At 70.9% G+C, this 23894-nt stretch carries 18 protein-coding genes; 12 read left to right on the plus strand and 6 right to left on the minus strand.

The window, feature by feature from the left end; all coding sequences use genetic code 11:
* Positions 1-81: 81 nt before the first annotated feature.
* A complete protein-coding gene (fabV, locus tag AB852_RS15065) occupies positions 82-1290 on the plus strand; it encodes an enoyl-[acyl-carrier-protein] reductase FabV (RefSeq protein WP_073789148.1) in 1209 nt (402 codons plus the stop codon).
* 338 nt (positions 1291-1628) lie between these two features.
* On the opposite strand, the gene AB852_RS15070 is transcribed toward fabV, so the two are convergent.
* A complete protein-coding gene (locus tag AB852_RS15070) occupies positions 1629-2102 on the minus strand; it encodes an RICIN domain-containing protein (RefSeq protein WP_073788250.1) in 474 nt (157 codons plus the stop codon).
* Between the two features lie 194 nt (positions 2103-2296).
* Here AB852_RS15070 and AB852_RS15075 point away from each other — a divergent pair, with 194 nt between their 5' ends.
* Positions 2297-5170, plus strand: a complete 2874-nt coding sequence (locus AB852_RS15075) for an AfsR/SARP family transcriptional regulator (RefSeq protein ID WP_073788252.1) — start codon at positions 2297-2299, stop codon at positions 5168-5170.
* Positions 5171-5496: 326 nt separating this feature from the next.
* On the opposite strand, the gene AB852_RS15080 is transcribed toward AB852_RS15075, so the two are convergent.
* On the minus strand, positions 5497-6258 hold the full coding sequence (locus AB852_RS15080) for a TetR/AcrR family transcriptional regulator (RefSeq protein ID WP_073788254.1): 762 nt from the start codon (positions 6256-6258) through the stop codon (positions 5497-5499).
* A 179-nt stretch (positions 6259-6437) separates the two neighbouring features.
* Between AB852_RS15080 and AB852_RS15085 the strand changes: the two genes are divergently transcribed.
* Positions 6438-8054, plus strand: a complete 1617-nt coding sequence (locus AB852_RS15085; protein WP_245876790.1) for an MFS transporter — start codon at positions 6438-6440, stop codon at positions 8052-8054.
* Positions 8055-8358: 304 nt separating this feature from the next.
* On the opposite strand, the gene AB852_RS15090 is transcribed toward AB852_RS15085, so the two are convergent.
* On the minus strand, positions 8359-9123 hold the full coding sequence (locus AB852_RS15090) for a tetratricopeptide repeat protein (protein WP_073788258.1): 765 nt from the start codon (positions 9121-9123) through the stop codon (positions 8359-8361).
* Between the two features lie 85 nt (positions 9124-9208).
* Between AB852_RS15090 and AB852_RS15095 the strand changes: the two genes are divergently transcribed.
* The 4 genes from AB852_RS15095 (at position 9209) to AB852_RS15110 (ending at position 14075) form a co-directional block, all read left to right on the plus strand.
* Positions 9209-9838, plus strand: a complete 630-nt coding sequence (locus tag AB852_RS15095) for an SMI1/KNR4 family protein (protein WP_073788260.1) — start codon at positions 9209-9211, stop codon at positions 9836-9838.
* A 273-nt stretch (positions 9839-10111) separates the two neighbouring features.
* Positions 10112-10375 carry a DUF6199 family natural product biosynthesis protein gene (locus AB852_RS15100; RefSeq protein ID WP_073788262.1) on the plus strand — a complete coding sequence of 88 codons (264 nt, stop codon included), beginning with the start codon at positions 10112-10114 and terminating at the stop codon, positions 10373-10375.
* Positions 10376-11254: 879 nt separating this feature from the next.
* On the plus strand, positions 11255-13291 hold the full coding sequence (locus AB852_RS15105; RefSeq protein ID WP_073788264.1) for an ABC transporter ATP-binding protein: 2037 nt from the start codon (positions 11255-11257) through the stop codon (positions 13289-13291).
* A 187-nt stretch (positions 13292-13478) separates the two neighbouring features.
* Positions 13479-14075, plus strand: coding sequence for an HD domain-containing protein (locus AB852_RS15110; RefSeq protein ID WP_073788266.1), 597 nt, complete (start codon positions 13479-13481; stop codon positions 14073-14075).
* Positions 14076-14262: 187 nt separating this feature from the next.
* Here AB852_RS15110 and AB852_RS15115 read toward each other — a convergent pair whose 3' ends face one another.
* Positions 14263-15756 carry a glucose/sorbosone family PQQ-dependent dehydrogenase gene (locus AB852_RS15115; RefSeq protein WP_073788268.1) on the minus strand — a complete coding sequence of 498 codons (1494 nt, stop codon included), beginning with the start codon at positions 15754-15756 and terminating at the stop codon, positions 14263-14265.
* A gap of 458 nt (positions 15757-16214) precedes the next feature.
* Here AB852_RS15115 and AB852_RS15120 point away from each other — a divergent pair, with 458 nt between their 5' ends.
* The 3 genes from AB852_RS15120 to AB852_RS15130 are packed head-to-tail and all read left to right on the plus strand — an operon-like array spanning position 16215 to position 20052.
* Positions 16215-16862 (plus strand): TetR/AcrR family transcriptional regulator, encoded by a 648-nt coding sequence (locus AB852_RS15120; RefSeq protein WP_218623261.1) that lies wholly within the window; start codon positions 16215-16217, stop codon positions 16860-16862.
* Between the two features lie 9 nt (positions 16863-16871).
* Complete coding sequence (locus AB852_RS15125; RefSeq protein ID WP_073788272.1) at positions 16872-18497, plus strand: acyl-CoA dehydrogenase family protein; 1626 nt, start codon at positions 16872-16874, stop codon at positions 18495-18497.
* Positions 18498-18528: 31 nt separating this feature from the next.
* Positions 18529-20052 carry a class I adenylate-forming enzyme family protein gene (locus tag AB852_RS15130; RefSeq protein WP_073788275.1) on the plus strand — a complete coding sequence of 508 codons (1524 nt, stop codon included), beginning with the start codon at positions 18529-18531 and terminating at the stop codon, positions 20050-20052.
* Positions 20053-20167: 115 nt separating this feature from the next.
* Here AB852_RS15130 and AB852_RS15135 read toward each other — a convergent pair whose 3' ends face one another.
* Positions 20168-20857 carry a nitroreductase gene (locus AB852_RS15135; protein WP_073788277.1) on the minus strand — a complete coding sequence of 230 codons (690 nt, stop codon included), beginning with the start codon at positions 20855-20857 and terminating at the stop codon, positions 20168-20170.
* Positions 20858-20958: 101 nt separating this feature from the next.
* On the opposite strand from AB852_RS15135, the gene AB852_RS15140 reads away from it, so the two are divergent.
* Positions 20959-21549, plus strand: a complete 591-nt coding sequence (locus AB852_RS15140) for a TetR/AcrR family transcriptional regulator (RefSeq protein ID WP_073788280.1) — start codon at positions 20959-20961, stop codon at positions 21547-21549.
* Positions 21550-21670: 121 nt separating this feature from the next.
* On the opposite strand, the gene AB852_RS15145 is transcribed toward AB852_RS15140, so the two are convergent.
* Entirely contained in the window at positions 21671-22561 is an 891-nt protein-coding gene (locus AB852_RS15145) for a MurR/RpiR family transcriptional regulator (RefSeq protein ID WP_073788283.1), read from the minus strand.
* Between the two features lie 144 nt (positions 22562-22705).
* Between AB852_RS15145 and AB852_RS15150 the strand changes: the two genes are divergently transcribed.
* Positions 22706-23890, plus strand: coding sequence for a C45 family autoproteolytic acyltransferase/hydrolase (locus AB852_RS15150; RefSeq protein WP_073788285.1), 1185 nt, complete (start codon positions 22706-22708; stop codon positions 23888-23890).
* Positions 23891-23894: the final 4 nt, after the last annotated feature.

Here is a 23894-nt window from a genome sequence, read left to right on the forward strand (position 1 = left end):
CGCGCGGCCGCAGACTTGCGGGACGGGACGGCCGAAGGGGCCGCCGCTTCCTTGTCCGTGACAACACTGGGGCACCACACCGTGAGCGAACGCGTCATCGCGCCCAAGAACCGTGGCTTCCTGTTCCTTGACTCCCATCCCGGCGGCTGCCGACAGCTGGTGGACGAGATGTGGCAGGCCGTCCCCGCCCCCGTCACCGGCGGCGGGGACGGACCGGTGGCCCTGATCATCGGCTCGTCCGCCGGGTACGGCCTGGCCGCGACGATCGCGGGCCTGGCCCGGGCCGGCGTCCGCGGCATCGGTGTGTGCTTCGAGAAGTCGCCGGCCCGGCGCACCGGCACGGCCGGCTGGTACCGCACCGCCGCCACCGCCCAGCTCGCCCGACAGCACGGGCGGGACATGGTCTTCCTCAACGGCGACGCGTTCAGCGACGCGATGAAGGAGCAGGTTGCCGGCCTCCTCGCCGAGCGGTTCGGGGGACGGCTCGACTTCCTCGTCTACTCGGTGGCCGCGCCTCGCCGCACCGACCCGGACACCGGCGATGTGTATGCCTCGGTCCTCAAACCGGTCGGCTCGCCGCACGCCACCAAGACCCTCGTCTTCGACGAGCACGGCGTCCCGGAGGTGAAGGAGGTCACCATCGCGCCGGCCGAGGGCGACGACATCGAGCAGACCGTGGCGGTGATGGGCGGCACCGACTGGGAACGGTGGGTCACCTTCCTGGCCGACCGGTCCCTGCTCGCCGACGGCTTCACCACCGCCGCCCTGTCCTATATCGGCTCGCCGCTGACCGCGGCGATCTACCGGCAGGGCACCATCGGCACGGCGAAGGGCCACCTCGAAGCCACGGCACGCACGTTGGACGAACTCCTCGGCAAGTCCCTGGGCGGCCGGGCCGTGACCTCGGTCAACGCCGCTGCCGTCACCCAGTCCTCCACCGCCATCCCCGGAATCGCTCTGTACGTCGGGCTGCTGCGCGGTGTCCTCGGCAGTGCCATGGTGGCCCCGATCCATCAACTGGTCGAGCTGTGGGACCAACTGACCGGCGTCCGCCCCCTCGACCTTGACGCGGAGGGCCGCGTCCGCCTCGACACCTGGGAACTCGCCCCCGCCGCACAGAGCGCCGTCACCCAGCGCTGGTCCACCGCCACCAGCGAAACCATCACCGAACTCGCCGACCTCGACTGGTTCAGCGAAGAGATCCGTCGCCTCTACGGCTTCTCGGTCCCCGGCGTCGACTACACCGCCGCCATCGAGATCGACGTGCCCTGGCCAACTCCCACCGTCTGAGCAGTCCGCGTTGAAGTGGGCGACCGGAACGGCCACCACCCGAGGCCAACCCCGGCACGCGCTGCCAGCCCCCGAGGAGCCACGCCACCTGGCTCGGGACCCCCGGTCCGGACAGGCGTCCACCTCGTCGAGAGTCTTCCTGAACTACGTGCGCACGTCGCCAGGCTCGGGTATCCGTTGACATATCCCGCGGGGTTCGACAACTTCCGCTGTCTGCTCAAGATGACCGAATTGATCGTCAATGACACCGACAGCTGATCATCCGGCATCCGTGCACCGCGTTCGGGACGGCGGGCCGCCGGTGGGGGCGGCCCGCCGGACTCACGGGATCAGCCGGTTCACACCCGGCCGATCACCCAGCGGGACGACGTCCCGCTGCTGGGCTTGTAGACGACATGCTCCCCGACGCGCCCGGCCGCGTGCAGGTACTTCCCGCCCCGGTCCTGGTTGATGTACTTCGGACTGCCGGACGTGGTCTTCCACTTCTGGTACCCGTCGGTGTTGCACCGCGTCGTGTAGACATCCGTGCCGTTTCCGTCGAGGCAGTGGTTCGACGCCGGGTTCCTGAAGATCCCGCCGCCGATGCGCCACACCTGCTTCGCGCTGCGGTCGCAGGTGGCGAGGACGACGTTTCCCGTGCCTGTGTGGGCGTTGACCACCTGAAGGCAGGCGTTCCTGCTGTTGCCGTTGGCCACCTGGTAGTTCACCACCGGTGCCGCCTGCGCCGATGGGGCGCCGACCAGCGGTGTCGCGCTGAGCGCGATCGCCGCTCCCGCACCGGCGAGTCGAAGGAGGTTGCCCGTGAGTTCCATGATTGATCCCCTTGAGTACGGTTCGTCGGCGCGCCGCCCGTGGCGTCGCCCGGTCGTTCGGGTTGACGACGATCACCGTCCCGCGTGCCGTCCCCACGGCGTCCTCACCACGTCCCCATCGGCCGTCGAGCGGACCTCTCCGCGAACGCTATGCTCTGATCCGATTACTTTCGGTGAGGGGGGAAATCGGGGGGATGGACTTCCGTGTACTCGGCGCGCTTGAGGTCTGGACAGGCTGTGGGCGAGTGCTGCTGCCGGGGGCGCGTCGTCAGCGGCTGTTGGCCGCTTTGCTGCTGGCACCGAACTCGGTGGTGCCGCTGTCCAGGCTCGTCGAGACGACCTGGGACGACGAGCCACCCGCCACCGCCGTCAAGCAGTTGCGGAACTCGGTCTCGGCGCTGCGGGATTGCTTGGGCGACACCGGCCAGGGGCTCATCCGCACCGAGGAACCCGGTTACCGGATCTGCGTCGGTGCGGAGCGGCTCGACTCGCTCCGGTTCGCCGCCGGGGTGGCCGACAGCCGCCGCCATGCCGCCGAGGGGAGGCTGGACCGGGCGACCCAGGCGATCCGGTCGGCACTGGGCCTCTGGCGTGGGCCCGCGCTCGACGGGCTGGGCACCGCGGCGCTGACCAGATCCGCCGCGCGATGGGACGAGCAGCGGCTCGGCGCGCTGGAGTTGTGTGCCAGGTGGAGGACGGAACTCGGCGAGCACCACGAAGTCGTCGATGAGCTCGCGGACCTCGTGCACGACCATCCCCTGCGCGAAGGGCTGCACGCGCAGCTGATGACGGCGCTGGACCACTGCGGCCGCCGCGCGGACGCGCTCCAGGTCTTCCACCGCCTCCGCACCAGTCTCGCCGAAGAACTCGGAGTCGGCCCCGGAGCCGATGTGCGGCGGCTGCACGAGCAGATCCTGCGGGGGGAATCCCGACCCCGCCGGGACGACGGCGCCCGGCCCTTCGGCGCCGTGCCTGCCCCGAGGAAGCCCTTCGCCGTCGCGTCACCGGTGCCCCGGCAACTGCCGCAGACGATCCGCGACTTCACCGGCCGCGCCGATCACCTGGACGCGCTCGACGCCCTGTTACCGACTGCCGGTGGGCAGGCCGTGGTGATCTCCGCACTCGACGGATCGGGCGGAGTGGGCAAGACGACGCTCGCGGTGCACTGGGCCCACCGCGTCCAGGACCGGTTCCCGGACGGCACGTTGCACACCAATCTGCGCGGTTACGGTCCCGGCAGGCCCGCGAGCCCCGACGAGGTGCTCGACGACTTCCTGGTCGCGCTCGGCGTGCATCCGGCGGCGGTACCCGCCGGGACCGGCGCCCGCTCAGGACTGTTCCGCACGCTGGCGGCGGGGCGGCGGATGCTGATCGTGCTGGACAACGCCAACAGCGCCGAGCAGGTCCGGTCACTGCTGCCGGGGGCACCCGGGTGCATGGTGCTGGTGACCAGCCGCGACAGCCTCACCGGCCTGGTGGTCACCGAAGCCGCGCACCGGCTCACCCTCGACGTGCTGTCCCCGGCCGAGGCCCTGAGCCTGGTCGTCGGCATCATCGGCCCGACGCGGGCCCAAGCAGAGCCGGCCGCGGTGGAGGACCTGATCCGGCTGTGCGCGCGGCTGCCGCTGGCGCTGCGGATCGCCGCCGGGCGCGCGGCCGCGTACGAGCAGGTCTCCGTCGCCGACATCGTCACCGAGCTCGCCGAAGAGGACTCCAGACTGGACGCGCTGAGCTGGGGCCAGGACCCCTACGCGGCGGTCCGCAACGTACTCCAGTGGTCCTACGAACAACTGACCGCATCGCAGGCACAGCTGTTCCGGCGCCTCGGTCTGCACCCGGGTCCGGACATCTCGACGCCCGCCGCGGCGGCCCTCGCACATCGGCCGCCGCGCGAGACAAGGCAGTTGCTCAAGTCTCTGGCCGACGCGCATCTCATCGAACCGTCCGCGCACGACCGATACCGCTTCCACGATCTGCTGCGCGCCTACGCGGACGAGTTGGCCGGTGCCCAGGACACCGAGGACGAGCGCCGGCACGCACTCGACGCGGTGCTCACCTGGTACACCCACACCGCTCACACCGCCGACCGGCGCCTCTACCCCACCTGCACACGCCTGGTGACACATCCCGCCGAGCCCGCTCATCCCCATCCCGTGGCCGACCGTGACCATGCCTGGGCCTGGTTCACCGCCGAACGGGCCAACCTGGTCGCCGCCCTGCACCACGCCGTCGACCGCGCCATGGACCGGTACGCCCTGCACCTCGTCGACGCTCTCGGGTTCCTCGTGCTCATGGGTGGCTGGGAGGAACGCATCGACACCGCCACCGCGGGTCTGCGCGCGGCGCGGCGGTCCGGCCGGACCGAGCACGAGGCCAACGTGCTGCTCGCTCGCGGGGAAGCGCTGGCGCACCTGCGGCATGCCGACGCCGAGCCGGACCTCGCCCGCGCCTGCGCACTCGCCCAGGACGTCGGCAACATCCACATCCAGATCGCCGCCCGCACCGAACTCGGCCAACTGCTGCGTCGGCAGACCCGGTTCACCGAGGCACTGCACCACTTCGGCGAGGTGCGTGTGCTCAGCCCAGGGTTCGACACGGGACGGTGGGAAGCGGTGGCGGAAGGCAACATCGCCCAGCTCCACGCCGATCTCGGCAACCATCGGCAAGCCGTCGACCACGGCACCCGCAGCGCGCTGCTGCGCCATCGGATCGGCGACGCCGACGGCGAGGCATGCGCGCTCTCGGCCATCGCCAGGGGCTGGCAGGGCATCGGCGACCACGACACGGCTATCGTCCACTGCCGACGCGCGATCGCCCTCGGCCGCGCGTCCCTCGGGAGCCACGACGAGACCCTCGCCTGGCCTCTCGCCGTCCTCGCCACATCGCTGCACCACCTCGGACGCCGGAGCGAGGCCATCGCCTGCTGGCAGGAAGCCGCCGCGATCTACACCGACCGGGGGCTGGACGCCGACGCCGCCGCGATGCACCACCACATCCGAACGGCGGACCACCCGCTCACCGGGCCGTATCCCGCCGACGGCACCGCGGACCGAAGTCTCATCCGTTGAACCGAAGTGCCATCCACTGACTCGATCCGGCACACCTCTTGTGCCGTGTGGGGAACGCCGACGAGCACGGGTGGTGTACGAGAACACCGGCGAGTTCGGGGGTGTACGAGAACACCGGCGAGTTCGGTCCCGGCCGCACGGCCGTCGTCCGGTCGCGTCCCGGGCCACCCAGTAGCGTGTGGACTTCCCAGCGGCGTGTGGACTTCCCTCCTGGGCAGCTCGACCGAACTGCCTCAGGCCGACCCACCCCAGTACCCGGCCCGGACGGCGCGGGCTCCCTCACTGCGGCCACGCGTGTACCGCCCCGGAACAGCGACGGGCGGGGATCAGCGGCCGGTCCGGTCGGCGCGGCTCTCGATCAGGCGCTCGATGCCGTCGAGCAGCCGCTGGAGTCCGAAGTCGAACCGGTCACCGGCGTATGGCGTGGCGCCCTGCGACAAGGCACGTCGGAGCGCCGGATAGCGGTCGAAGTCGACCAACCGGCCGAGAGTGTCGTCGCGTCGGCGGGTCTCCTCGGGCTTCGGCGCACCGGCGCCACCGGGCGGCGTACCGCTGTCCAGCCGCAGCCGTGCGAGTCCCCGCACATACGCGTCCACCGACTCGACGGCGGCGAGCTTCTCCGGCTCGGTCAGCCCGGTCCCGTCGAAGACGCGCAGCGCGGAGTCGAGCCAGCGCAGCATGTTGGGGCCGGGCACCTGCTCGGCCGCGCGCAGCCGCAGCACCCAGGGGTGGAGCTGGATCTCCCGCCAGTCGTCGTGCGCCCAGGACTCCAGTTTGGCGCGCCAGTCCCCCGGCCATTCGTGCGGCAGTACGGGGCCGGTGGCGACGGCGTCGAGCATCAGGGCCTCCAGTTCGGCCTTGCCCGGCAGATAGGTGTAGAGGGAGGCGGTGCCGATGCCGAGGCGGGTCGCCACCCCGCGCATCGACAGCGCGGCGGGCCCCTCGGCCTCCACCAGCTCGATCGCGACCTGGACGATCCGGGTCAGGGTGAGTCCTCGTTCGGGGCCGCGGGTCCCGCGCCGCCCGTTTCTCCAGAGCAGCTCCAGGGCCCGCTCCTGCGCGGTGGGCCCGGTGGGCGCTTGTGCCATTGATAAGCCCCTGACCTGTCGTTCGACCGGCTCCGCGCCGCGCATCGACCCCAGGGACGGCCGCTTGGGCCGACCACGGCTCTTTGCGCCGCCGAATAACTCAGTATATCGTTCGGAGTTATCCGAACACCGTTCGGAGTTATGGGGGTCTGCGCATGATCGGGGGCACCCCGGTGTCGGTGACGAAGCATTCGCGCGCCCGTCGCCGCCGCGAGGGGAACACCCTCCTGGCGGCCACCCTGACCAACGGGCCGACCGAGCTGATCGACTTCCTGCTCCCGCTCTGGGCCGGGGCCGCCATCGGCCTCGGTGCCACCGAGGTCGGCATCCTGCTCGCCGTCGAGATGGCCGTATCGGTCGTCATGCGGCCCCTCGCCGGCGTCCTCGCCGACACCTACGAGCGCCGCTACGTGGCCGCGGCAGGCGCCGCGCTCTACGCGCTCTCCGCCCTGGGCTACGCGCTCGCACAGAGCGCGCCCCTCGCCTACGCGGCAGCCGCGGTCGGCGGCGCGGGCGGCGCACTGCTCTGGGTCGCCGTCCGGGCGATCATCAGCGAGCGGCTCGCGGAGGACTCCGCGGTCTTCCCCCGGCTGCTCGCCGCACAGGAGAACGGCTCCTGGATCGCGTTCCTCGTCGGTATGACCCTGATCAGCGCCATCGACTACCAGGGTGTCTTCCTGGCCTGCGCGGCAGCCTGCGTCGTCGCCACGGTCCTGCTGCTGGCCTCCCCCAGCCGGGCGGTTCCCGGGAAGCGCGCCGACGAGGGCGTGGCGGCGGCCGGACTCGGCGCGATGGGCCGGAGGCTGCGGCCGATGCTCTTCGCCGTCGCCTTCACCATGACGGCCGAGGCGGCGATATCCCTGCTGCTGGTGCTCCATCTCCAGCGCGGCTTCGGCCTGGAGGTCCTGGAGGTCGCCTTTGTGTTCCTGCCCGGCGCCATCGCGATGAGCATGGCCGCCGAGCGGCTGCACACCATCGTGGTCCGCTACGGCCGGACCCGGGTGCTGATGTTCGCCTCGCTCTCCAGCGCGGCGTTCGCCGCCAACCTGGCGTGGGCGCCGCATCCGGTGGTGATCGCGGCGCTCTGGATCCTCAGCGGACTCGCCTGGGCGGCCGTGATGCCGATCCAGCAGGCCGTGATCGCCGAGGCGTCCGGCGAACAGACCGGCCGCGGCATGGGGGTGTACGAGTCGGCGAGCCTGCTGGGCGCGCTGGCTGGTTCCCTGGCGGCGGGCGCGCTCTACGACAGCGTGGAGTGGGCCGTGGCCTGTCTGGTCGCGGCGGCAGCGCTGCTGGCCGGTTCGGTGATCGTGCCCCGCGCCGTACGGAGTCTCGGCGTCGCCGACGTACCGCCCCCGGCCCCGCCGAAGTCGCCCGAGGAACCCGAGCAGCCGTCCGAGCAGCCGTCCGAGCATCTGCTGGAGGCCGCTGGGAGGTCGGTCCCCGCGGCCGCACCGGAGGCGGTTCCTGAGGCCGCACCGAGGACACCGCGTCGGCAGGTCCGGGAGCTGGGGGCCCGGCTGGCCGTGTTCGCCGCCGCCCAGGTGGCACTGCTGCTCCTCGGACTGTCCTGGATCGAGGACCTGTTCACCAAGGGGTTCACCACCACCCTGATGAGCGGCGGCGGCCGGAACTCCGGCTTCGAGGGACTGGTCTACGGCGGCGGCCGGATCTGGACCTTCGTCGTGCTCGTGGACCTGTGCTGGTCCTGCGGCCGGCTGCTCGTAGCACGGATACGTCGTCCGGCATCCGGGGGCGCGCCCCCGGAGAAGTCGCCGCTGAACGCCGGGCGGTAGCCGGGGCCGGTCCCTGGACAACAACGCCGGGGGCACCGATCCCGTCCCGTGGGCAAAGGCCACGCCGGAGCTGTGGGCCACGGCGTACCAGGTCAATGCGGTCCCGGCGGTCCGGATGATCAGGGCGTTCGTGCCCGGCATGTGCCAACGGGGGTGGGGGCGTCCGGGACCGGCTGCTCGAAGTCGGGCCCTCACCCGTCGTCGTGTCGGCGTGGGCCCGGTCCCGCCGCCGACCAGGCGCCCCTCGAAGCAGCGCTGCGAACACCCGCTCCACCGCTCGCGTCCGTCACGCCCCGCTGTCCGCCTAGGTGCTTCGCCACTGTGCGAGAAGGTGCCGGGTAGCGGCGGCGGTCGGATGGGCGGGGCCGAGGGTGCGTTCCATCGCGGCGACGATGGTGATCATGTCTTCGACGGCCGCACTTGGGTCGGAGCCGGTGCGGTCGTAGCGCAGGATCGTGAGGGAACTGCGGGCGATCAGGACGATGTTGTGATCGGGTCCCAGCTGCTCGGTGCCCAAGGCGATGACGTCCGCGAACGCCGCTTCGGCCTCGGCGGTGAAGCCGTCGCTCTTGAGCCACTCGGCGAGGCAATAGCGGGCGGCGAGAACATCGGGGTGTCCGGGATCGAGGACCGGTGTCATGTCGCCGATCAGTTCCCGCATCGCGGAGAGGCGGTCGGGCAGGTCACCCGTCTCGCCCCGCACCTGCAAACTCAACGAACGGGCGGCCAGGGTGTCGGGGTGATCCGGCCCCAGTACGCGGGTCAGATCCGGCAGGACCAACCGCAGCCGGGTCAGCACAAGGCCGATCCGCCCCTGTTGCATACCGTGCGCCGCCGACAGGACACGGGCGCGCAGGAGGGCCGGATCGTCGCCGCCGAGCCGTAACTGGGCCAGGGCCAGCGGGAACGGAACCTCGCGATGCGCCAGTCGTACGAGCAGTACGAGCGCGCTCAGCGTCACTGCCAGGTGGAGCCAGAGCATGTCACCGACCGGCACCACCAGAGCGCCCGCCGAGGTGAGCAACAGTCCGGCCAAGGGCCAGCGCCACGACTTCGAGATTCGCTTCATTCGATAATCATTGCGCCCACGGCGACCGAGAGGAAGGAGTCGAACCTCTTGCTCACCTCAGCCAAGGAGCACGATGAGGGAAGACATGACGAGTGACGTCCTGCCCGCCTGGACCGCCATCACGGACTGGCTGGCGGTCCACGCACCCGCCTCGCACACCGTCATGCGACCAGGCGCGACCGAGGCCGACATCCGTACGGCGGAGGAGAAATGGGGAGTGCGCCTGCCCGCGGACCTGGTGAGGCTGCTGACGGCCTGCGACGGAACGGTCGACGCCTCAGCCCTGGACCGCGACCCCGACGAGTACGAACCGGGCCATTTCCTCGCCCAGCACCATTTGCTGCCGCTCAAGGGGATAGAAGCGGTCAGGGACAGCGGAGGTAGCGCCGAACAGTTCTGGGGCAGCTGGATTCCCTTCGCGGTGTCCGACTACGCCCTCACCCCCTGGAGCGGCCTGGCAGTCGACGCCCACGGTCGGCTCGCGGCCTTCGGCCTGGCCGACGGTGAGCCGCCGTCCGCACCGCACGACTCCCCCGGATACGTATCCCTCGGTGAGTTCCTGGACGCCCTGGCACAGGCCCTCACCGAAGGCACCGGCCCACTGATGGACGAAGCCACTCCGGGCCTTCACCGGGGTGCGCTGGTGTGGGGACCACTGCCGGGGGACGGCTCCCCGTGGACGGCGGCGCACCCGGATCCCGGCTCCACGGTCTGAACGGCCTCCGGCGGAGCAGCCCAAGGGAGCCGCGCCGACCGTGCCTGATCGGCGCGCGGCCTTCCGGGCGCCGCCACCCATCCGGCACACGGCGCCCCACCCGCTCTGATCCGTCCCAGGCCACGCGTACCGCACCGTGCCCGTGCCCGTACCCGACGCCGGATGCGTCCCATCGCGCATGGTTCCGCTGCCGCGACGGAACCGGGCCTGGCAGGCGCGTTCACGCCGGACGCCGACCGTTTCCTGAGTCGATGTCAGGGCACCCGGAGACGCATGAACATCGAAGCGTCGATAATTGTGGCCTCTGACGGCAGCAGCAACCCGGTCCTCATCCCGCTCCTGTGCCTCTTCCTCGTCATGGGACTGGTTCAGGTCCTGCGCCCTCAACTGCTCTGGAAGCTGAACAGAAATTTCCAGCGGGGGTGGGTGAAGGACCCGGACGCGACGGAGCCCACCGGCAAGGGGTACGCCATGCAGCGAGCGACCGGGGCGGTGTTCCTGGCGTTCGTCATATGGATGCTGGTGCAGCAGATCTGACCGGTAGCCGGTCGGATCCGTGAGATCGAAGCCGATGACATCGCGGCCCGGCTACGGCCCCCTGACCTCGTGACACCGGGCAGGGCGGTCGGCCTGCCCTTGCCGCGCCGCGACTCGCCGCCTCCGGCCGCGATCCGATGCACCGCGCCGATACATGGCGCTCTCTGGCCAGTGTGACCTTCTTACGGACGCATCCGTCTCTTCCTCGCCGTGGCTCGCGCCTGCCACGGGCACGGTCCCGACAGCGCCCATCGCCTTCCTCTACTCCGCGAACCCAGCCCTGTACGAGAGTGCCTGCGTCGGCTCCGGTGGCGGCGGTCCCTGCTTACCGCCGAACCCGGTCTCTGCACCGTCACCGCCGCCTGCCCGGCCCCCGACGGCTCCCGCACCGTCTCCGCGCCGGGCGCCTTCCGTGTCCGGGCGCCCGCGACCCCCGTCCCCGTCCACTCCGGCGCCCACACCCACGCCCACGCCCAGGCCCGTGACGGAGGCGGAGGCGGAGGCGGGAAAACCCACCTGTCACAGGGCTATCGCCCCCGGCGATTCGGCCATCGCGCGCTGTGGGGACACTCCCGGCGCGGCACGGGTCGATGGCTGCTACAGCCTCCAGAATTCGCTTCTTCATGCGGTTCTCGCCACGACTGAAAGACGTGTGTTCGAGAAGGCGGCCCGGTCGTTGTCACGGATACCGCAGCACCGAGACCCGAGATCGTTCCGCCCATCCGCCCCGCGAGTGGCCGCCGGGCCGATGAACGCCGCGCGCCCCGCGGCGCGGAGACAAGGAGAACCGCCGATGACGTCGACGCCCCGCACCCCGGCTCCACCCCTCGAAGAGGGTCCGCGCGCCCGGCGCCCTCGGCCGACGGCGGGGAGGCGCGGATGACCGGGGCGCAGAGCGGGGCCGCCCGTACCGGAGGGCGGCGCGTCCCGCCGCCCCGGCCGGCGCCCGGGCTGGAGCTCCCGCCGGCGCGGGTGCCGGCCGGGCCCGCCGACGGCGACGACATCACCGACGGACTGAAGACGCCGTACTGGTCTGTGCACGACGGGGCTTCGGCGAAGGCGAGTGTCGGGGAGATCCTCGGCCGGCTGCCGCAGATTCTCCGGCAGGTCGGGACGCTGGCCTGGCGGGCCGATCGCCGCAACACCTTGCTGGTGGTCGTCCTCCAGCTCGCGTCGGCGGCGATGGCCGCCTTCGGTCTGGTCGCCTCGGTCGGTGTCCTGCGTGAACTGTTCGGGACCGGTCCGACCCCCGACAGGGTTCGTGCCGCGCTCCCCCAACTGCTTCTCGTCGTCGGTCTGCTGTCGCTGCGGGCACTGCTGGAGGCCGGGGTCGCCGCCGCCGAGGCGAAGCTCACACCGAAGATCCGGGTCGCGCTGGAGTCCGAGTTCTACGACCTGGCCGCGCGGGTGCGGCTGGAGGCGGTCGAGGACCCCGACTGGCACGACACGGTCCACCGCGCCTCCGACAAGGGCTTGTACTACGCGCGGCAGATCGTCGGCAACGTCGTCGCGCTCGCCGCCGCGGCCCTGGACATCATCGGCACCGCGAGCGTCCTCACCGTGCTCCATCCGCTGCTGATCCTGATGCTGCCGCTGTCCGTCCTGCCGGTCGGGGCCGCCGCCGTACGCGCCGCCCGGGACCGCTTCCACTCCCATATGCGGTGGAACGCGATGCAACGCCGGCTGCGGGTGTTCACCTGGCTGCTGCTCGACCAGGATTCCGCGGCCGAGTTGCGCTCGACCGCTTCCCAGGGCGCGCTGCTGTCCGAGTACCGGCGGATCGCCGAGCGGATCGCCGCCGAGGAGACGAGGCTGGGTGTGAGCGCGGCCCGGATCAACCTCGCCGGACGAGCCGTCGGCGGCCTGGGTGCCGGGCTCACCTACGCGGCGCTGTGCCTGATGCTGCTGGACGGCTGGATTCCGCTCGCCGTCGGTGCCGGGGCCGTCCTGGCCCTCCAGACCGGCCGTACGTCGCTGACCACGTTCGTCAACCTCGCTCATCTCGTGTTCGAGAACGCCCTATGGGTCTCGGACCTGTTGACGGTGCAATCCCATTGCCGCACCCGTCTCCCCCGCACCGGCGGCCTGACTGCCCCCGAGGCGGTGAAGGAGATCCGGCTCGACGAGGTCAGCTTCAGCTACCCGGGCAAGGACGCCCCCGCGCTCGACGGTGTGACCCTGACCCTGAAGGCCGGGGAGACCGTCGCGTTCGTCGGCGTCAACGGCTCCGGCAAGAGCACCTGTTCCAAACTCATCGCCGGCCTGTACGACCCGACCGCCGGAACCGTCTCCTGGAACGGCGCCGACGCACAGCACCTCGACCCCCTCTCCCTTCAGCGGCGGGTCTCCATGGTCCTCCAGCAACCCGCCCACTTCCCCTTCACCGCACTGGCGAACATCACCGTCTCCCGCGGCTCCATCACCGACGCGGACCCCGAAGCCGCCCACCGCGCGGCCACCGCCTCCGGCGCCGACCAGGTCATCGCCTCCCTCCCCGACGCGTGGACCACGCTGCTGTCCAAACGCTTCCGCGGCGGACAGCAGCTCTCCGCCGGACAGTGGGCGAAGATCGCGGTGGCCCGCGGCCTCTACAAGCAGGCGCCCGTCCTCCTCCTCGACGAACCGACGGCCAGCATGGACCCGCGCGCCGAACACGCCGTCTATCAGGCGGTCCTCCAAGGACCCCGGCTCCCCGGGCAGATCACCGTTCTCATCTCGCACCGCCTCGCCTCGGTGCGAGGCTGCGACACGATCTATGTCTTCGACAGCGGGAGGATCACGGAATCCGGTACGCACCAGGAGCTCATGGACCTCGACGCGTCGTACGCCGCCATGTTCCGCCTACAAGCGTCCGGATACCGCACCGCTGACTCCGGCCCGGACGCACCCTCGGACCGGGCGCGGCTGCCTGGATGACCCACCCGGTGCCGGGCGGGACCGCCCTGCCCGGCACCCGCTTCCCGCACCCTGCGCACGAGGTGACCCGGTCCGGACCGGGCCACCTCGACCGCGCGCGCCGATGAGCAGCGCATAACTGTCTTCTCCGACTCCGGGGCCCGGGCGCATCGCCGGTCCCGCCAAGGCTGGACGGTAGGCTACCCGCGTGATTCTGCCGACGGTCGACGAGGTGCGCGCGCTGCACGAGCGGTACGCGCCGTCGCGTGAGGCGCTGGACCTCGTTCTCACCCACTGCGAGATCGTCGGCGACATCGCCGCACAGCTCGGGGCACGGACCGCCCTCCCTCTCGACACCGACCTTGTCCGTATCGGCGCCCTGCTGCACGACATCGGCGTCTACCGGCTCTACGACCGCGCGGGTCGGCTCGATCACCGCGACTACATCCGCCATGGCGTCCTCGGTCATGAGATCCTGCGCGAGGAAGGCTATCCGGAGGCTTTGCGCCGCTTCTGCTCCTGTCACACGGGAGTCGGACTGACCCGGCACGACATCCGCGAACAGAAGCTTCCGATACCCGAGGCCGACTATCTGGCCGAGACCGTCGAAGAGCAACTGGTCATGTACGCGGACAAGTTCCACAGCAAGACGACACCACCCACGTTCCTCACCGCCGACACCTACGCCGCACGGGTGGAGAGGTTCGGCGTGGACAAGGTCCACGCGTTCGGCCTGCTGCGTGCCAGGTTCGGCGTACCCGACCTGACCTCGGCAAGGGCTCGGTACGGGCACGCGCAGGCTTGAGGCAGGGAATGTCGTGGGACGGTCCGGCCCGCCACCGGCGAGGCGCAGCCGATCCACACCGGCTCTGCCTACCCACGAAGCCACTCGCCCGGCTCGTGCCACGCCGAGGCCGGGGCGGGCGGTCGCCACGACCTGTGGATGGCGGTCCGCCCGCGCCGCCCGACGGCCGCGCCGTCGATGACGTGCTTCAGGAGCGCCAGCGGTACTCGATGATCGCGCCGGGGTTCTCCAGCGGGCCGGTCGCCGGAGCGCCCCGCGCGTCGCGGACGGGGCCCGCGGTGTCGGTCGCGACGTAGAGGGACCTGCCGTCGGCGCTGAACTCCGAGTCACGGAAGCGGTTCCGCTCCTGGAAGAGCTTGGTGACCTTGCTGACGTCCTGGCCGCCCGCCGCGAGATCGACGCGGTAGACGGAGCCGTCCTTGAGGGTGGTCATCAGCAGCGAGTTCCGCCAGCCGGGAATGCCTCCGCCGGACGATGCGGCGGATTCCCTGGACGTTCCGTAGTGCTCGAAGCTGGAGGGCGCGATGGTGGGCCAGCAGACCGCCCACATCTCGCCCTTGGCGCACTTGGGGTCCTGGAAGTCGAAGCCCGAGTCCACGGTGCCGAAGGTGTGGACAGGCTGTACGAAGGGCTGGTCGAAGTCCGTCTCCCGCTGGACGGGCACCGTCTTGGGGATCTTGAAGTCGCTGAAGGTCAGCTTGTCGCACGGTGTCGGCCACGAGGCGGACCAGTTGCCGTAGACGTAGGCCTTGTCGTCGCGGTAGCCCGAGACGTTCGGCCAGCCGTAGTTGGCGCCCTTCCGCAGGACGTTGATCTCGTCGTCGGTCTTCGGGCCCTGGTCGTTCTGGTAGAGCGTGCCGTCGGGGCCGAAGGCAAGGCCCTGCGCGTTGCGGTGCCCGTAGGTGTAGACGTGACTGCGCACGCCGTCGAGGGAGGGGTTGTCCGCGGGGACCGAGCCGTCGGTGTTCAGCCGCAGGGTCTTCCCCTGGTAGGCGATCCAGTCCCTGCCCTGGACCTCGTGGGCGGTGGGCAGCCGCTGGGGGTAGCTGGGCCGGCAGAAGTTCGCGAACTGGTTGGTGCCCTGGTCGCCGATCGTGTAGTAGAGCTTGCCGTCCGGGCCCAGGCGCACCCGCGCCGACTGGTGGTCGCTGCCGGACGGCATACCGGCGATGACGGTCTTCGGACTGTGCAGCCGCTGCCGCCCGGCGTCGTAGGTGTAGCGCTCGATCTTCGTGCGGGCCTGTACGGCCGGGGTGGGATCGATGTCGTAGCTGTAGGCGAGGTACGCGTACAGTTCCCCGCTCCTCGGCCGTTCCTCGACGGCGAGGCCGAGCACACCGTCCTGTCCGCCCTGGCTGTGGACGGCCTCCGGCAGGCTGAGCAAGGTGGCCTTGGCACCGGACTTCGGATCGACGCGGGTGACCTTCTTGCCGCTCTTCTCGGTGACCCAGAGGGCTCCGTCGGGAACCCTGACCACCTCGTAGGGGTTGTTGAGGCCGGTGGTCACCACCCGCTTGGTGAACGTCCCCGAGGCAGGCGGTGCGGTGCCGTCCGGAGCGGAGACGTCCGTGCCCGTTCCGCCCGAGGGATCTCCCCCGGTGACGGCGGCCCCGGCGAGCGCGGCGCCGAGGGCCAGGACGACCGCTGCCGCCAGAGGGCCGCGTATGTGGGTGTGCTTCATCGGATTCTTCCTTCCGGTCACCCCCCTTCGCCCCTCCCCTCCAGATCATCACTTTATGGATACGATTCAGCACTTTAAGTGTTCGGGTGGCGGGCTGTTCGGGTGGCGAAAGGCGCCTCCGCGATCGGCGGCCTCCGCCCCGGTCGCGAAAATCGGCCGGGTGCCGGGCGCTTCCGCGTCGGGGGGGCGCAGCCTCTTGGCGGGAGTACCCGAGTCGTTCGTCGCGTGCGCGTCCGCCGCTGCGGGAGGCCCCGCCGAGGGAGTTCTTGCCGTACGGGGCCGGGCCCCACATGCGCCGAACCTCGACCCCGTCACCCGTGGTCACCGCACCGCGGCCCAGCCACCCGGAACGCCGCTCTGTCACCCGCGGCCCAGTCACCAGCCGATTCAGTCAGCCGCGACTCTTGCCAGCAAGACATGAACGGGGTTTCAATGTTTCAGCGGGAAGAAATGAATCCATGTTCAAAACAACGGGGTGGAAGATGCCGTACCGCTCGACGGCCACCACGCGACGTAACGCGGAACTCAAGCGGGCCGCGTTCCTGGGCGCCGCGCGTTCGCTGGTGGCGACACAGGGTTTCGGTGGCGCGACCGTCGCGGTCATCGCCGAGCGGTGCGGCGCCAGTGTCGGTTCGGTCTACTCCTACTTCGACAACCGTGAGCAACTGCTGGCGGAGGTGTTCCGCAGCGCGGCGGCCCACGAGCTGAGAATCGTGCGCACGGCCGTCGCCGATGCCCCGCCCGACGCGACGGACCAGCTGAGCGTCCTGATCCGGACGTTCGCGGGCCGTGCGTTGCGGGGCCGTCGGATGGCGTGGTCCCTGCTCTTCGAGCCGGTGACCCCCGCGGTGGAGGCCGAGCGGCTGGTCTACCGGCGCTCGTACACCGAGCTCGGCGAACAGGTCATCCGCACCGGTATCGACCAGGGCCGATTCGCCGACCAGGCACCGGCTCTCGCCGCCTCGGCCGTCATGGGGGCGATCTCCGAGTCGCTGATCGGCAGCCTGCGCCCATCGGAGACCTCCCGGACCGCGCTTCCCGACGACGCCGTCGTCGACGGCATCCGTACGTTCTGCTTCCGGGCACTCGGCACGACTCGGCACTGAGGAGACGGCGTGAGCACCACACATGAGGTTGTCAACCAGGCTCCGCCGCGGGAGGGCCTGAACGAGTACCTGACCAATCCCGCGCTCACCGAGGCGGTGAAGCGGTTCGACGCCCAGTGGGCGGCCGACGGGCTGACCGAGGTCGGCGCGCTGGTGGGACGGCCGGACTTCCAGCACGACGCCGAACTGGCGCACACGCAGCCGCCGCGCCTCTCCACCCACGACCGGTGGGGCAACCGCGTCGACACCGTCGAGTACCACCCCGCGTACCACCGGATCCTCGGCGCGGCGGTCGAACACGGCGCGCACACCAGTTGCTGGGCCGATCCTCGCCCGGGCGCCCATGTGGCCCGCGCGGCGACGTTCATGCTCTTCGCCCAGGTCGAACCCGGCCATGCCTGCCCGATGAGCATGACCCACGCCGTGGTGCCCTCGCTGCGGCTCGCTCCGGAACTCGCCGAACAGTGGCTGCCCCGCGTCTACGCACGCGGCTACGATCCGGCGCCGCGCGCGCCCGAGGCCAAGGCCTCCGCGCTGTTCGGGATGGCGATGACGGAGAAGCAGGGCGGGTCCGATGTCCGGGCCAACACGACCCGGGCGGCCGACGCCGGCGACGGCACCTATCTGCTCACCGGTCACAAGTGGTTCTGCTCGGCCCCCCAGTCGGACGCGTTCCTCGTACTGGCGCAGACCTCCGGTGGCCTCAGCTGCTTCCTCGTGCCCCGGGTGCTGCCGGGCGGCCAGGCCAATGTGTTCCGCATCCAGCGGCTCAAGGACAAACTGGGCAACCGTTCGAACGCCTCGGCCGAGATCGAGTTGGACCGCACCGTCGGCCGGCTGGTCGGGGAAGAGGGCCGGGGAGTCCGCACCATCATCGAGATGGTTGCCCAGACCCGGCTGGACTGCGTCCTCGGCAGCACCGCCGGAATGCGGCAGGCCGTGGCCGAGGCCGCCTGGCACACCCGGCACCGCGGCGCCTTCGGCGCGCTCCTCGTCGACCAGCCGGCGATGACCGCGGTGATCGCCGATCTGCAACTGGAGGCCGAGGCCGCCACCTGGACCGCGATCCGGCTCGCCGCGGCCTACGACACGGAGGACGCGGAGTCGGTCGCGTTCCGCAGGCTGGCGACGGCCGTCGCCAAGTACTGGGTGTGCAAGCGCGGGCCGCACCACGCCTACGAGGCACTGGAATGCCTGGGCGGCAACGGTTACACCGAGGCGTTCCCCCTCGCGCGCCGCTACCGCGAGCAGCCCGTCATGGCGATCTGGGAGGGCTCGGGCAACGTCATAGCCCTCGACGTCCTGCGGGCCATGGCGCGCGAACCGGAGTCGGTGGAGGCTGTCGACCGCGAGCTGGCCTCGGCCCTGGGCGTCCATCCCGCCTACGACGCGCACATCGCCACCACCAGGACACTGCTCGGCCGGACCATGGCGCAGCCGGACCGCGCCCCGGCACAGGCCCGCCGTCTCGTCGAAGCGCTCGCCCTGGCGCTGCAAGGCGCCGTGCTGATCCGCGAGGCCCCGGCCGCGGTGGCCGACGCCTTCGTCGCCGCCCGGCTCGGCGCCGACCGGAGCCTGGAGTACGGAGCACTCGCCCCAGGACTCGACCTCGCCTCACTCGTCTCCCGGGCCTGACCCGGCCCCGCACACAGCAAGGACCGAAGCCATGCATCTGACCGCCCTGCTGGAACGCGCGGCCCGGCGCGCACCGGACAAGCACGCCCTCGTCACCGACGACGAGTCGGTCACCTACGCCGACCTGCTCGACCGGGCCCGGCGGGCCGCCACCGTGCTGGTCGACGCGGGTCTTCGGCCCGGTGACCGGGTCGCGGTGATGACGTTCAACACGCCGGGTTTCGTCGTGGCGGCTTTCGGTACCTGGTTCGCCGGTGGTGTGCTCGTCCCGGTCAACCACAAGTTCACCGTCCCTGAGACCCGTTACGCCGTCGAGCACTCCGGTGCCGGGCTCGGCGTCGTCTGCGCCGGCCTGGCGGCCACGGCCCGCGCGGCCCGGCCGGACACCGTCTGGATGACCACCGAGTCGGGGGTCGACGGGCTTCCCGACTTCGACGCCCTCACCGCGGCCGCCGCGCCGCTGGCGAAGGCCGTGACGGAGGACGACGAGGCCCCGGCCGAGATCCTCTTCACCTCCGGCACGACCGCCTCGCCGAAGGGGTGCGTGCATACCCACCGCGGGCTGTCCCTCGTCGCCCCGCTCATCACGAGCACGGTCGGCTTCACCTCGGAGGAACGATTCCTCCTGTCGATGCCGATCTGGCACGCGGCCCCGCTCAACGACTGGCTTCTGACCATGATCTTCCTCGGCGCGACCACCGTGCTCCAGCGCGAGTACGACCCCGCCGGGTTCGTGGCCGCTGTGGAACGGCACCGTGCGACGGCGTTCTTCGGGGCGCCGATCGCGTATCTGGCACCGGTCCAGCTGGCCCGCCAGGGCAAGCTGTCGCTGGCCGACGCCGATCTGTCCAGCGTCGACAAGTGGCTCTACGGCGGAGCGCCGCTCGGTGCGGAGACGGCCCGCGCCCTCGCCACCGCGTACCGCAGCGACCGGTTCTTCCAGGTGTACGGCATGAGCGAGATGGGACCGGTCGGCACCGCCCTCTACCCCCATGAGCAGGTGGCCAAAGCGGGCTCGATAGGCCGGGGCGGTATGCCGGGGGTCGACCTGCGCGTCGTCGCACCCGACGGGAACGATGTCCCGGCGGGCGGCACCGGCGAGATCTGGCTGCGCGCGGACACCCGGATGAGCGGATACCACCAGAACGCTCCCGCCACAGCGGCGGTGTTCACCGGTCCCTGGTTCCGCACCGGCGATGTGGCACGCGTCGACGAGGACGGCTATCTCTACATCGTCGACCGCCTCAAGGACCTCATCATCGTCGGCGGAGAGAACGTGCATTCCCAGGAGGTCGAGGAAACGCTGCGCGGGCACCCCCGGCTCACCGATGTCGCCGTCGTCGGCAGACCCCACCCCGAATGGGGCGAGACCGTCGTCGCCGTCTGCGTCACCGCCGACGGACAGCCGATCACCCTGGAGGAGATCCGCGGCTACCTCGGCGACAAGCTCGCCCGTTACAAGCTCCCCCGCGAGGCGGTCACGCTTCCGGAGCTCCCCCGCAATCCTTCGGGCAAACTCACCAAACACGTCATCCGCCGGAACCTGGTGACCTGAGTGAGCGCCTGAGAACTCGTCCTTGCTCCCGGTTGACGAGTAGCCCGAGTCCTACGTCGGCTGCGACGGACCGCCGGGGCTGCCGCCGCGCGAGGAGTACACGCGGGTCAACCGGCTATCCGTGGAAGGTCGTGACTTCTTCGAGCGCGGCCCGCCCGGTCGTGACGTGGTTGACCGGCGCCGCTTCGTCGGCGTAGCCGAAGGAGACACCTACGAGCAGTTGCCCTCCGCCGACCCCGAGTTCGGCGCGGACCGTGTCGGCGTAGAAGCTCAGCAGCCCTTGCGGACAACTCGCCACGCCGTAGGCGGTCATCGCCAGGAGCAGCGTCTGCATATAGGCACCGGCGTCGGCGGCCAGCCGGGCCCCGCCGCCCCCGGTGACGAACAGGAACGCGACGTGCGGCGCGCCGTAGAAGCCCAGGCTCTGCGCGTCGTAGTCCGCCCTGGCCTCGTGATCGTGAGCACCGATCCCCAGCGCTCCGTACAGCTGGGCGCCGAACGCCGCCCGGCGGGCCTGGAGCACCTGTGTGTACATGTCCTCGGAATACGGAAGGTCGACCGAGATCCGCTTCTCGGCGTGCGCCGTCCGCAAGGCGTCGGCCAGGCGCTCACGAGTGGCGCCGCTCGCCACCTCCACCCGCCAGGGCTGCGCGTTGGAGTTCGACGGCGCGGCGCCTGCCAGCGAGAAGATCGCACGCATCGTGTCCTCGGGCACGGCTTCCGGACGGAACCCACGGGTCGCGTGACGGCCGCGTATCAGCTTCTCCGCACAGTCACTCAGCTCGGTGGGGACCAACAGGCTCATGGAACACTCCTCGACAGCAGCCAATGTAAACGCAACCGTTTACTACGCATGACCGTAACAGGCGGCACCTCCTGAAGTAAACGCGGCCGTACACTTGCTGCATGAGTGCGACGACTACGGCATCCCAAGGGCGGGGGCGTGGCGGACGGGAGCGCATCCTGGCCGCCGCCGCCCGGCTGTTCGCGACCCACGGGATCAACCCGACCGGTATGGAGCAGGTGGCGGAGGCGGCGCCGGTGTCCAAGCGCACGCTCTACGCGCACTTCCGGACCAAGAGCGACCTGGTGATCGCCCACCTCCACGACCTCACCTCGTCGGGAGCCACTCTGGAACACGTGCTGACCCGCGAGGACATCCCCCCGCTGGAGCGGATCCTCGGGCTGTTCGAACCCATGCCGGACGCGACACCGGTACGAGGGTGCCCCTTCATCGACGCCGCGGCGGAGTTCCCCGATCCGGAGAGCGCGGTCCACTCCTACGCCCGCGAACAGAAACTGCTGATGGTACGGCTGGTCACCGAACTGGTGACGGAACTGGGCTGCTCCGAGCCCGCCGAAGTCGCCGAACAACTGGTCACCCTCGCGGACGGGGCCGCCAGTCGTGCCATGGTGCTCGGTGAGGCGGACTACGGTCGGCACGCGCGGAAGGCAGCGAAGACCCTTCTCGCGCACGCCCTGCCGAGCACGGCCTGACGCGGAGGAGTTCCGCACCGCGGCCGAGCGCCGTCGGCCGATTCGGAGCTCGGCCCCGGCACTCACGCCGTCGCCGCCCCTCAGGGCCCCTGCGAGCAGGCGGCCCTGAGGGCACTTCCGCTCAGGGGCGGCGCTTGGGGTGAAGCAACTGCTCCCGCAGAGCCGTGAGCTGGTGCGAGGTCTCCACCGCGCGGTTCTCGTCGAGTGTGGCCAGCGCGAGCAGCAGCGCGTCCGCGACGATCAGGCCGGTCAGGGACTCCGCCGTGATGCCGGTCGGGGTGTGCGGGGCGGTGAGGACGGCCTCGACGTGGTCCGCGTACTCCTCGCCCAGCTCATCCGTCACCAGGACGGCCTTGGCGCCGACCGCGCGGGCGCGTTCCATCATGACCGTGAGCTCCACGAGCCGGCGGCCCGGCTGGAAGATCACCACGATGTCGCCCTGCCCCAGGGCCAGCAGCTGGTCGGCGAGGGCGAAGCCGGTCTCGGAGACGAAGCGGGACCGGCGGCCGATCCTGCCGAGCGCGAGCGAGAGGTGGCGGGCGCCCGGTTCGGAAGCGGCCACTCCGTAGCAGAACACTTCGCGTGCTTCGGTCAGGGCGGCCACGGCGCGCTTGAACGCCTCGGGTTCGGTGAGGCGTCTGGCGTGGTCCACGCGGTCCTGAGCCTCGTCGAAGACATCGGTCCAGATGGACTCCAGGTCCTGGCCGACATGCGCGATGCGCTGCTTGAGGCGTTCCTCGGGGGCGACGGCCGCGGTGAAGTCGTTGGCGAGCTCGCGTTTCAGGGCGGGCAGGCCGGCGTACCCGAGGCGTTGCAGCGCCCGTACGACGGTGGCGTTGCTGGTGGAGCTCGCGGCTCCCAGCTCCTGGGCGCTGGCGAAGAGCAGTTGCTCGACGGGGGCGCTGGCCAGGTGCTGCGCGACGGCCCGCTCGGATGTGGACAGATCGTCCCATTGGGCCCGGATCACTGCGCGCAGCCGGGTCGCCGCGGTCCCGTTCTCTGGAATTTTCATTACAACCATTGACTTTCACGAGGCCGACGTTACTGTCCTGGTCAGTGAGTTCCAAGTGGAACGTAACTTGAAATCAACGTTACAGGATCGTCCTGGTCCTTTGGCGTCGTTCCGCGTTCCGCGCGTTCCGCAGCGAGGAGAAGAATGACACCCCGTCCCACCGGCACCGGACCCGCCCGGGTCCTCCCGGTCATCGAGATCTCCGGCGGACCCCGCCGGCGCGGTGTCCAGTACGGCGAGGCCGTGCGCCCCCAACTGCACGCCGCGCTCGGCTACTACGAGGAGGCGTTCGGCCGGTCCTCCGGGCTGACCTGGGACCGGGTCACCACCCTGGCCGCCCGCTGGCTGGAGCCCGTGCGCGACTACGCGCCCCACCTCGTCGAGGAGATGCAGGGCATCGCGGACGGCGCGGGCGTCGGCCTGCTGGACGTCCTCGCCCTGAACGCCCGGGGCGAGGTCATCTACGACAAGTCCTTCGCACGGATGGAGGCCGACGGGCAGCCGGGCGAGGAGGAACCCGCCGAGGGCTGCACCTCCTTCGCCGCCTACGGCGAGGCCAGCGGCGACGGCCATGTCTACGCCGGGCAGAACTGGGACTGGCGGGCCGGTGTGGCCGACACCGTGGTCATGATCCGGATCGTGCAGCCCCCCAGACCGACCCTGATCATGCAGGTGGAGGCCGGACAGATCGGCCGCCAGGGCGCCAACTCCGCCGGGATCGCCTTCAACGCCAATGGTCTCGGCGGCCGGTTCGACGACAAGGTCGGGCTGCCCCAGACCGTCGTACGCCGCAGTGTCCTGGACCAGGGCAACATCACCGACGCACTCGACGTGCTCTGCCGCACCCGGGCCCATATCGCCAGCAACGCGCTCCTCACCTGCCGGGAGGGCTTCGCCATCGACCTGGAGACCACCCCGGCCGGACACGGCTGGATGTACCCGACGGACGGCCTGCTCGTCCACGGCAACCACTACCAGGCGGGCATCCCCGCTCCGCTCGCCGCCACCGGGTACCGCCCCCTGTCGTCCGACTCCCTGGTCCGTGTCCCACGCGCCGAACAAGGGCTCAAGGCCCTGCGCGACTCCGCCGGGCCCGACGAGTCACGCGCGATCATCCGCGAGGCGATGTCGGACCACCTCGGCCACCCCGAGTCCCTGTGCACCCACGCCGACCCCCGGCAGCCCGCCGTCGAGCACTGGACGACGCTCGTCTCCTCCCTGACCGATCTGACCACCGGTGACTACCACGTGACCGCCGGAACCCCCTGCGACCGCGAGTACCAGCACCTCCCCTGGAACCTCTACGACGGCCCGCACGGCCGGAACTGACAGG

Source organism: Streptomyces uncialis (assembly GCF_001905345.1).
GTDB classification, from domain to species: Bacteria; Actinomycetota; Actinomycetes; order Streptomycetales; family Streptomycetaceae; genus Streptomyces; species Streptomyces uncialis.

Bases quoted from the DNA above. Each gene is read 5' to 3' on its own strand.
- AB852_RS15070 (WP_073788250.1), bottom strand. From the start codon at position 2,102: ATGGAACTCACGGGCAACCTCCTTCGACTCGCCGGTGCGGGAGCGGCG.
- AB852_RS15075 (WP_073788252.1), top strand. From the start codon at position 2,297: ATGGACTTCCGTGTACTCGGCGCGCTTGAGGTCTGGACAGGCTGTGGG.
- AB852_RS15080 (WP_073788254.1), bottom strand. From the start codon at position 6,258: ATGGCACAAGCGCCCACCGGGCCCACCGCGCAGGAGCGGGCCCTGGAG.
- AB852_RS15090 (WP_073788258.1), bottom strand. From the start codon at position 9,123: ATGAAGCGAATCTCGAAGTCGTGGCGCTGGCCCTTGGCCGGACTGTTG.
- AB852_RS15095 (WP_073788260.1), top strand. From the start codon at position 9,209: ATGACGAGTGACGTCCTGCCCGCCTGGACCGCCATCACGGACTGGCTG.
- AB852_RS15100 (WP_073788262.1), top strand. From the start codon at position 10,112: ATGAACATCGAAGCGTCGATAATTGTGGCCTCTGACGGCAGCAGCAAC.
- AB852_RS15105 (WP_073788264.1), top strand. From the start codon at position 11,255: ATGACCGGGGCGCAGAGCGGGGCCGCCCGTACCGGAGGGCGGCGCGTC.
- AB852_RS15115 (WP_073788268.1), bottom strand. From the start codon at position 15,756: ATGAAGCACACCCACATACGCGGCCCTCTGGCGGCAGCGGTCGTCCTG.
- AB852_RS15120 (WP_218623261.1), top strand. From the start codon at position 16,215: ATGTTCAAAACAACGGGGTGGAAGATGCCGTACCGCTCGACGGCCACC.
- AB852_RS15130 (WP_073788275.1), top strand. From the start codon at position 18,529: ATGCATCTGACCGCCCTGCTGGAACGCGCGGCCCGGCGCGCACCGGAC.
- AB852_RS15135 (WP_073788277.1), bottom strand. From the start codon at position 20,857: ATGAGCCTGTTGGTCCCCACCGAGCTGAGTGACTGTGCGGAGAAGCTG.
- AB852_RS15140 (WP_073788280.1), top strand. From the start codon at position 20,959: ATGAGTGCGACGACTACGGCATCCCAAGGGCGGGGGCGTGGCGGACGG.
- AB852_RS15145 (WP_073788283.1), bottom strand. From the start codon at position 22,561: ATGAAAATTCCAGAGAACGGGACCGCGGCGACCCGGCTGCGCGCAGTG.
- AB852_RS15150 (WP_073788285.1), top strand. From the start codon at position 22,706: ATGACACCCCGTCCCACCGGCACCGGACCCGCCCGGGTCCTCCCGGTC.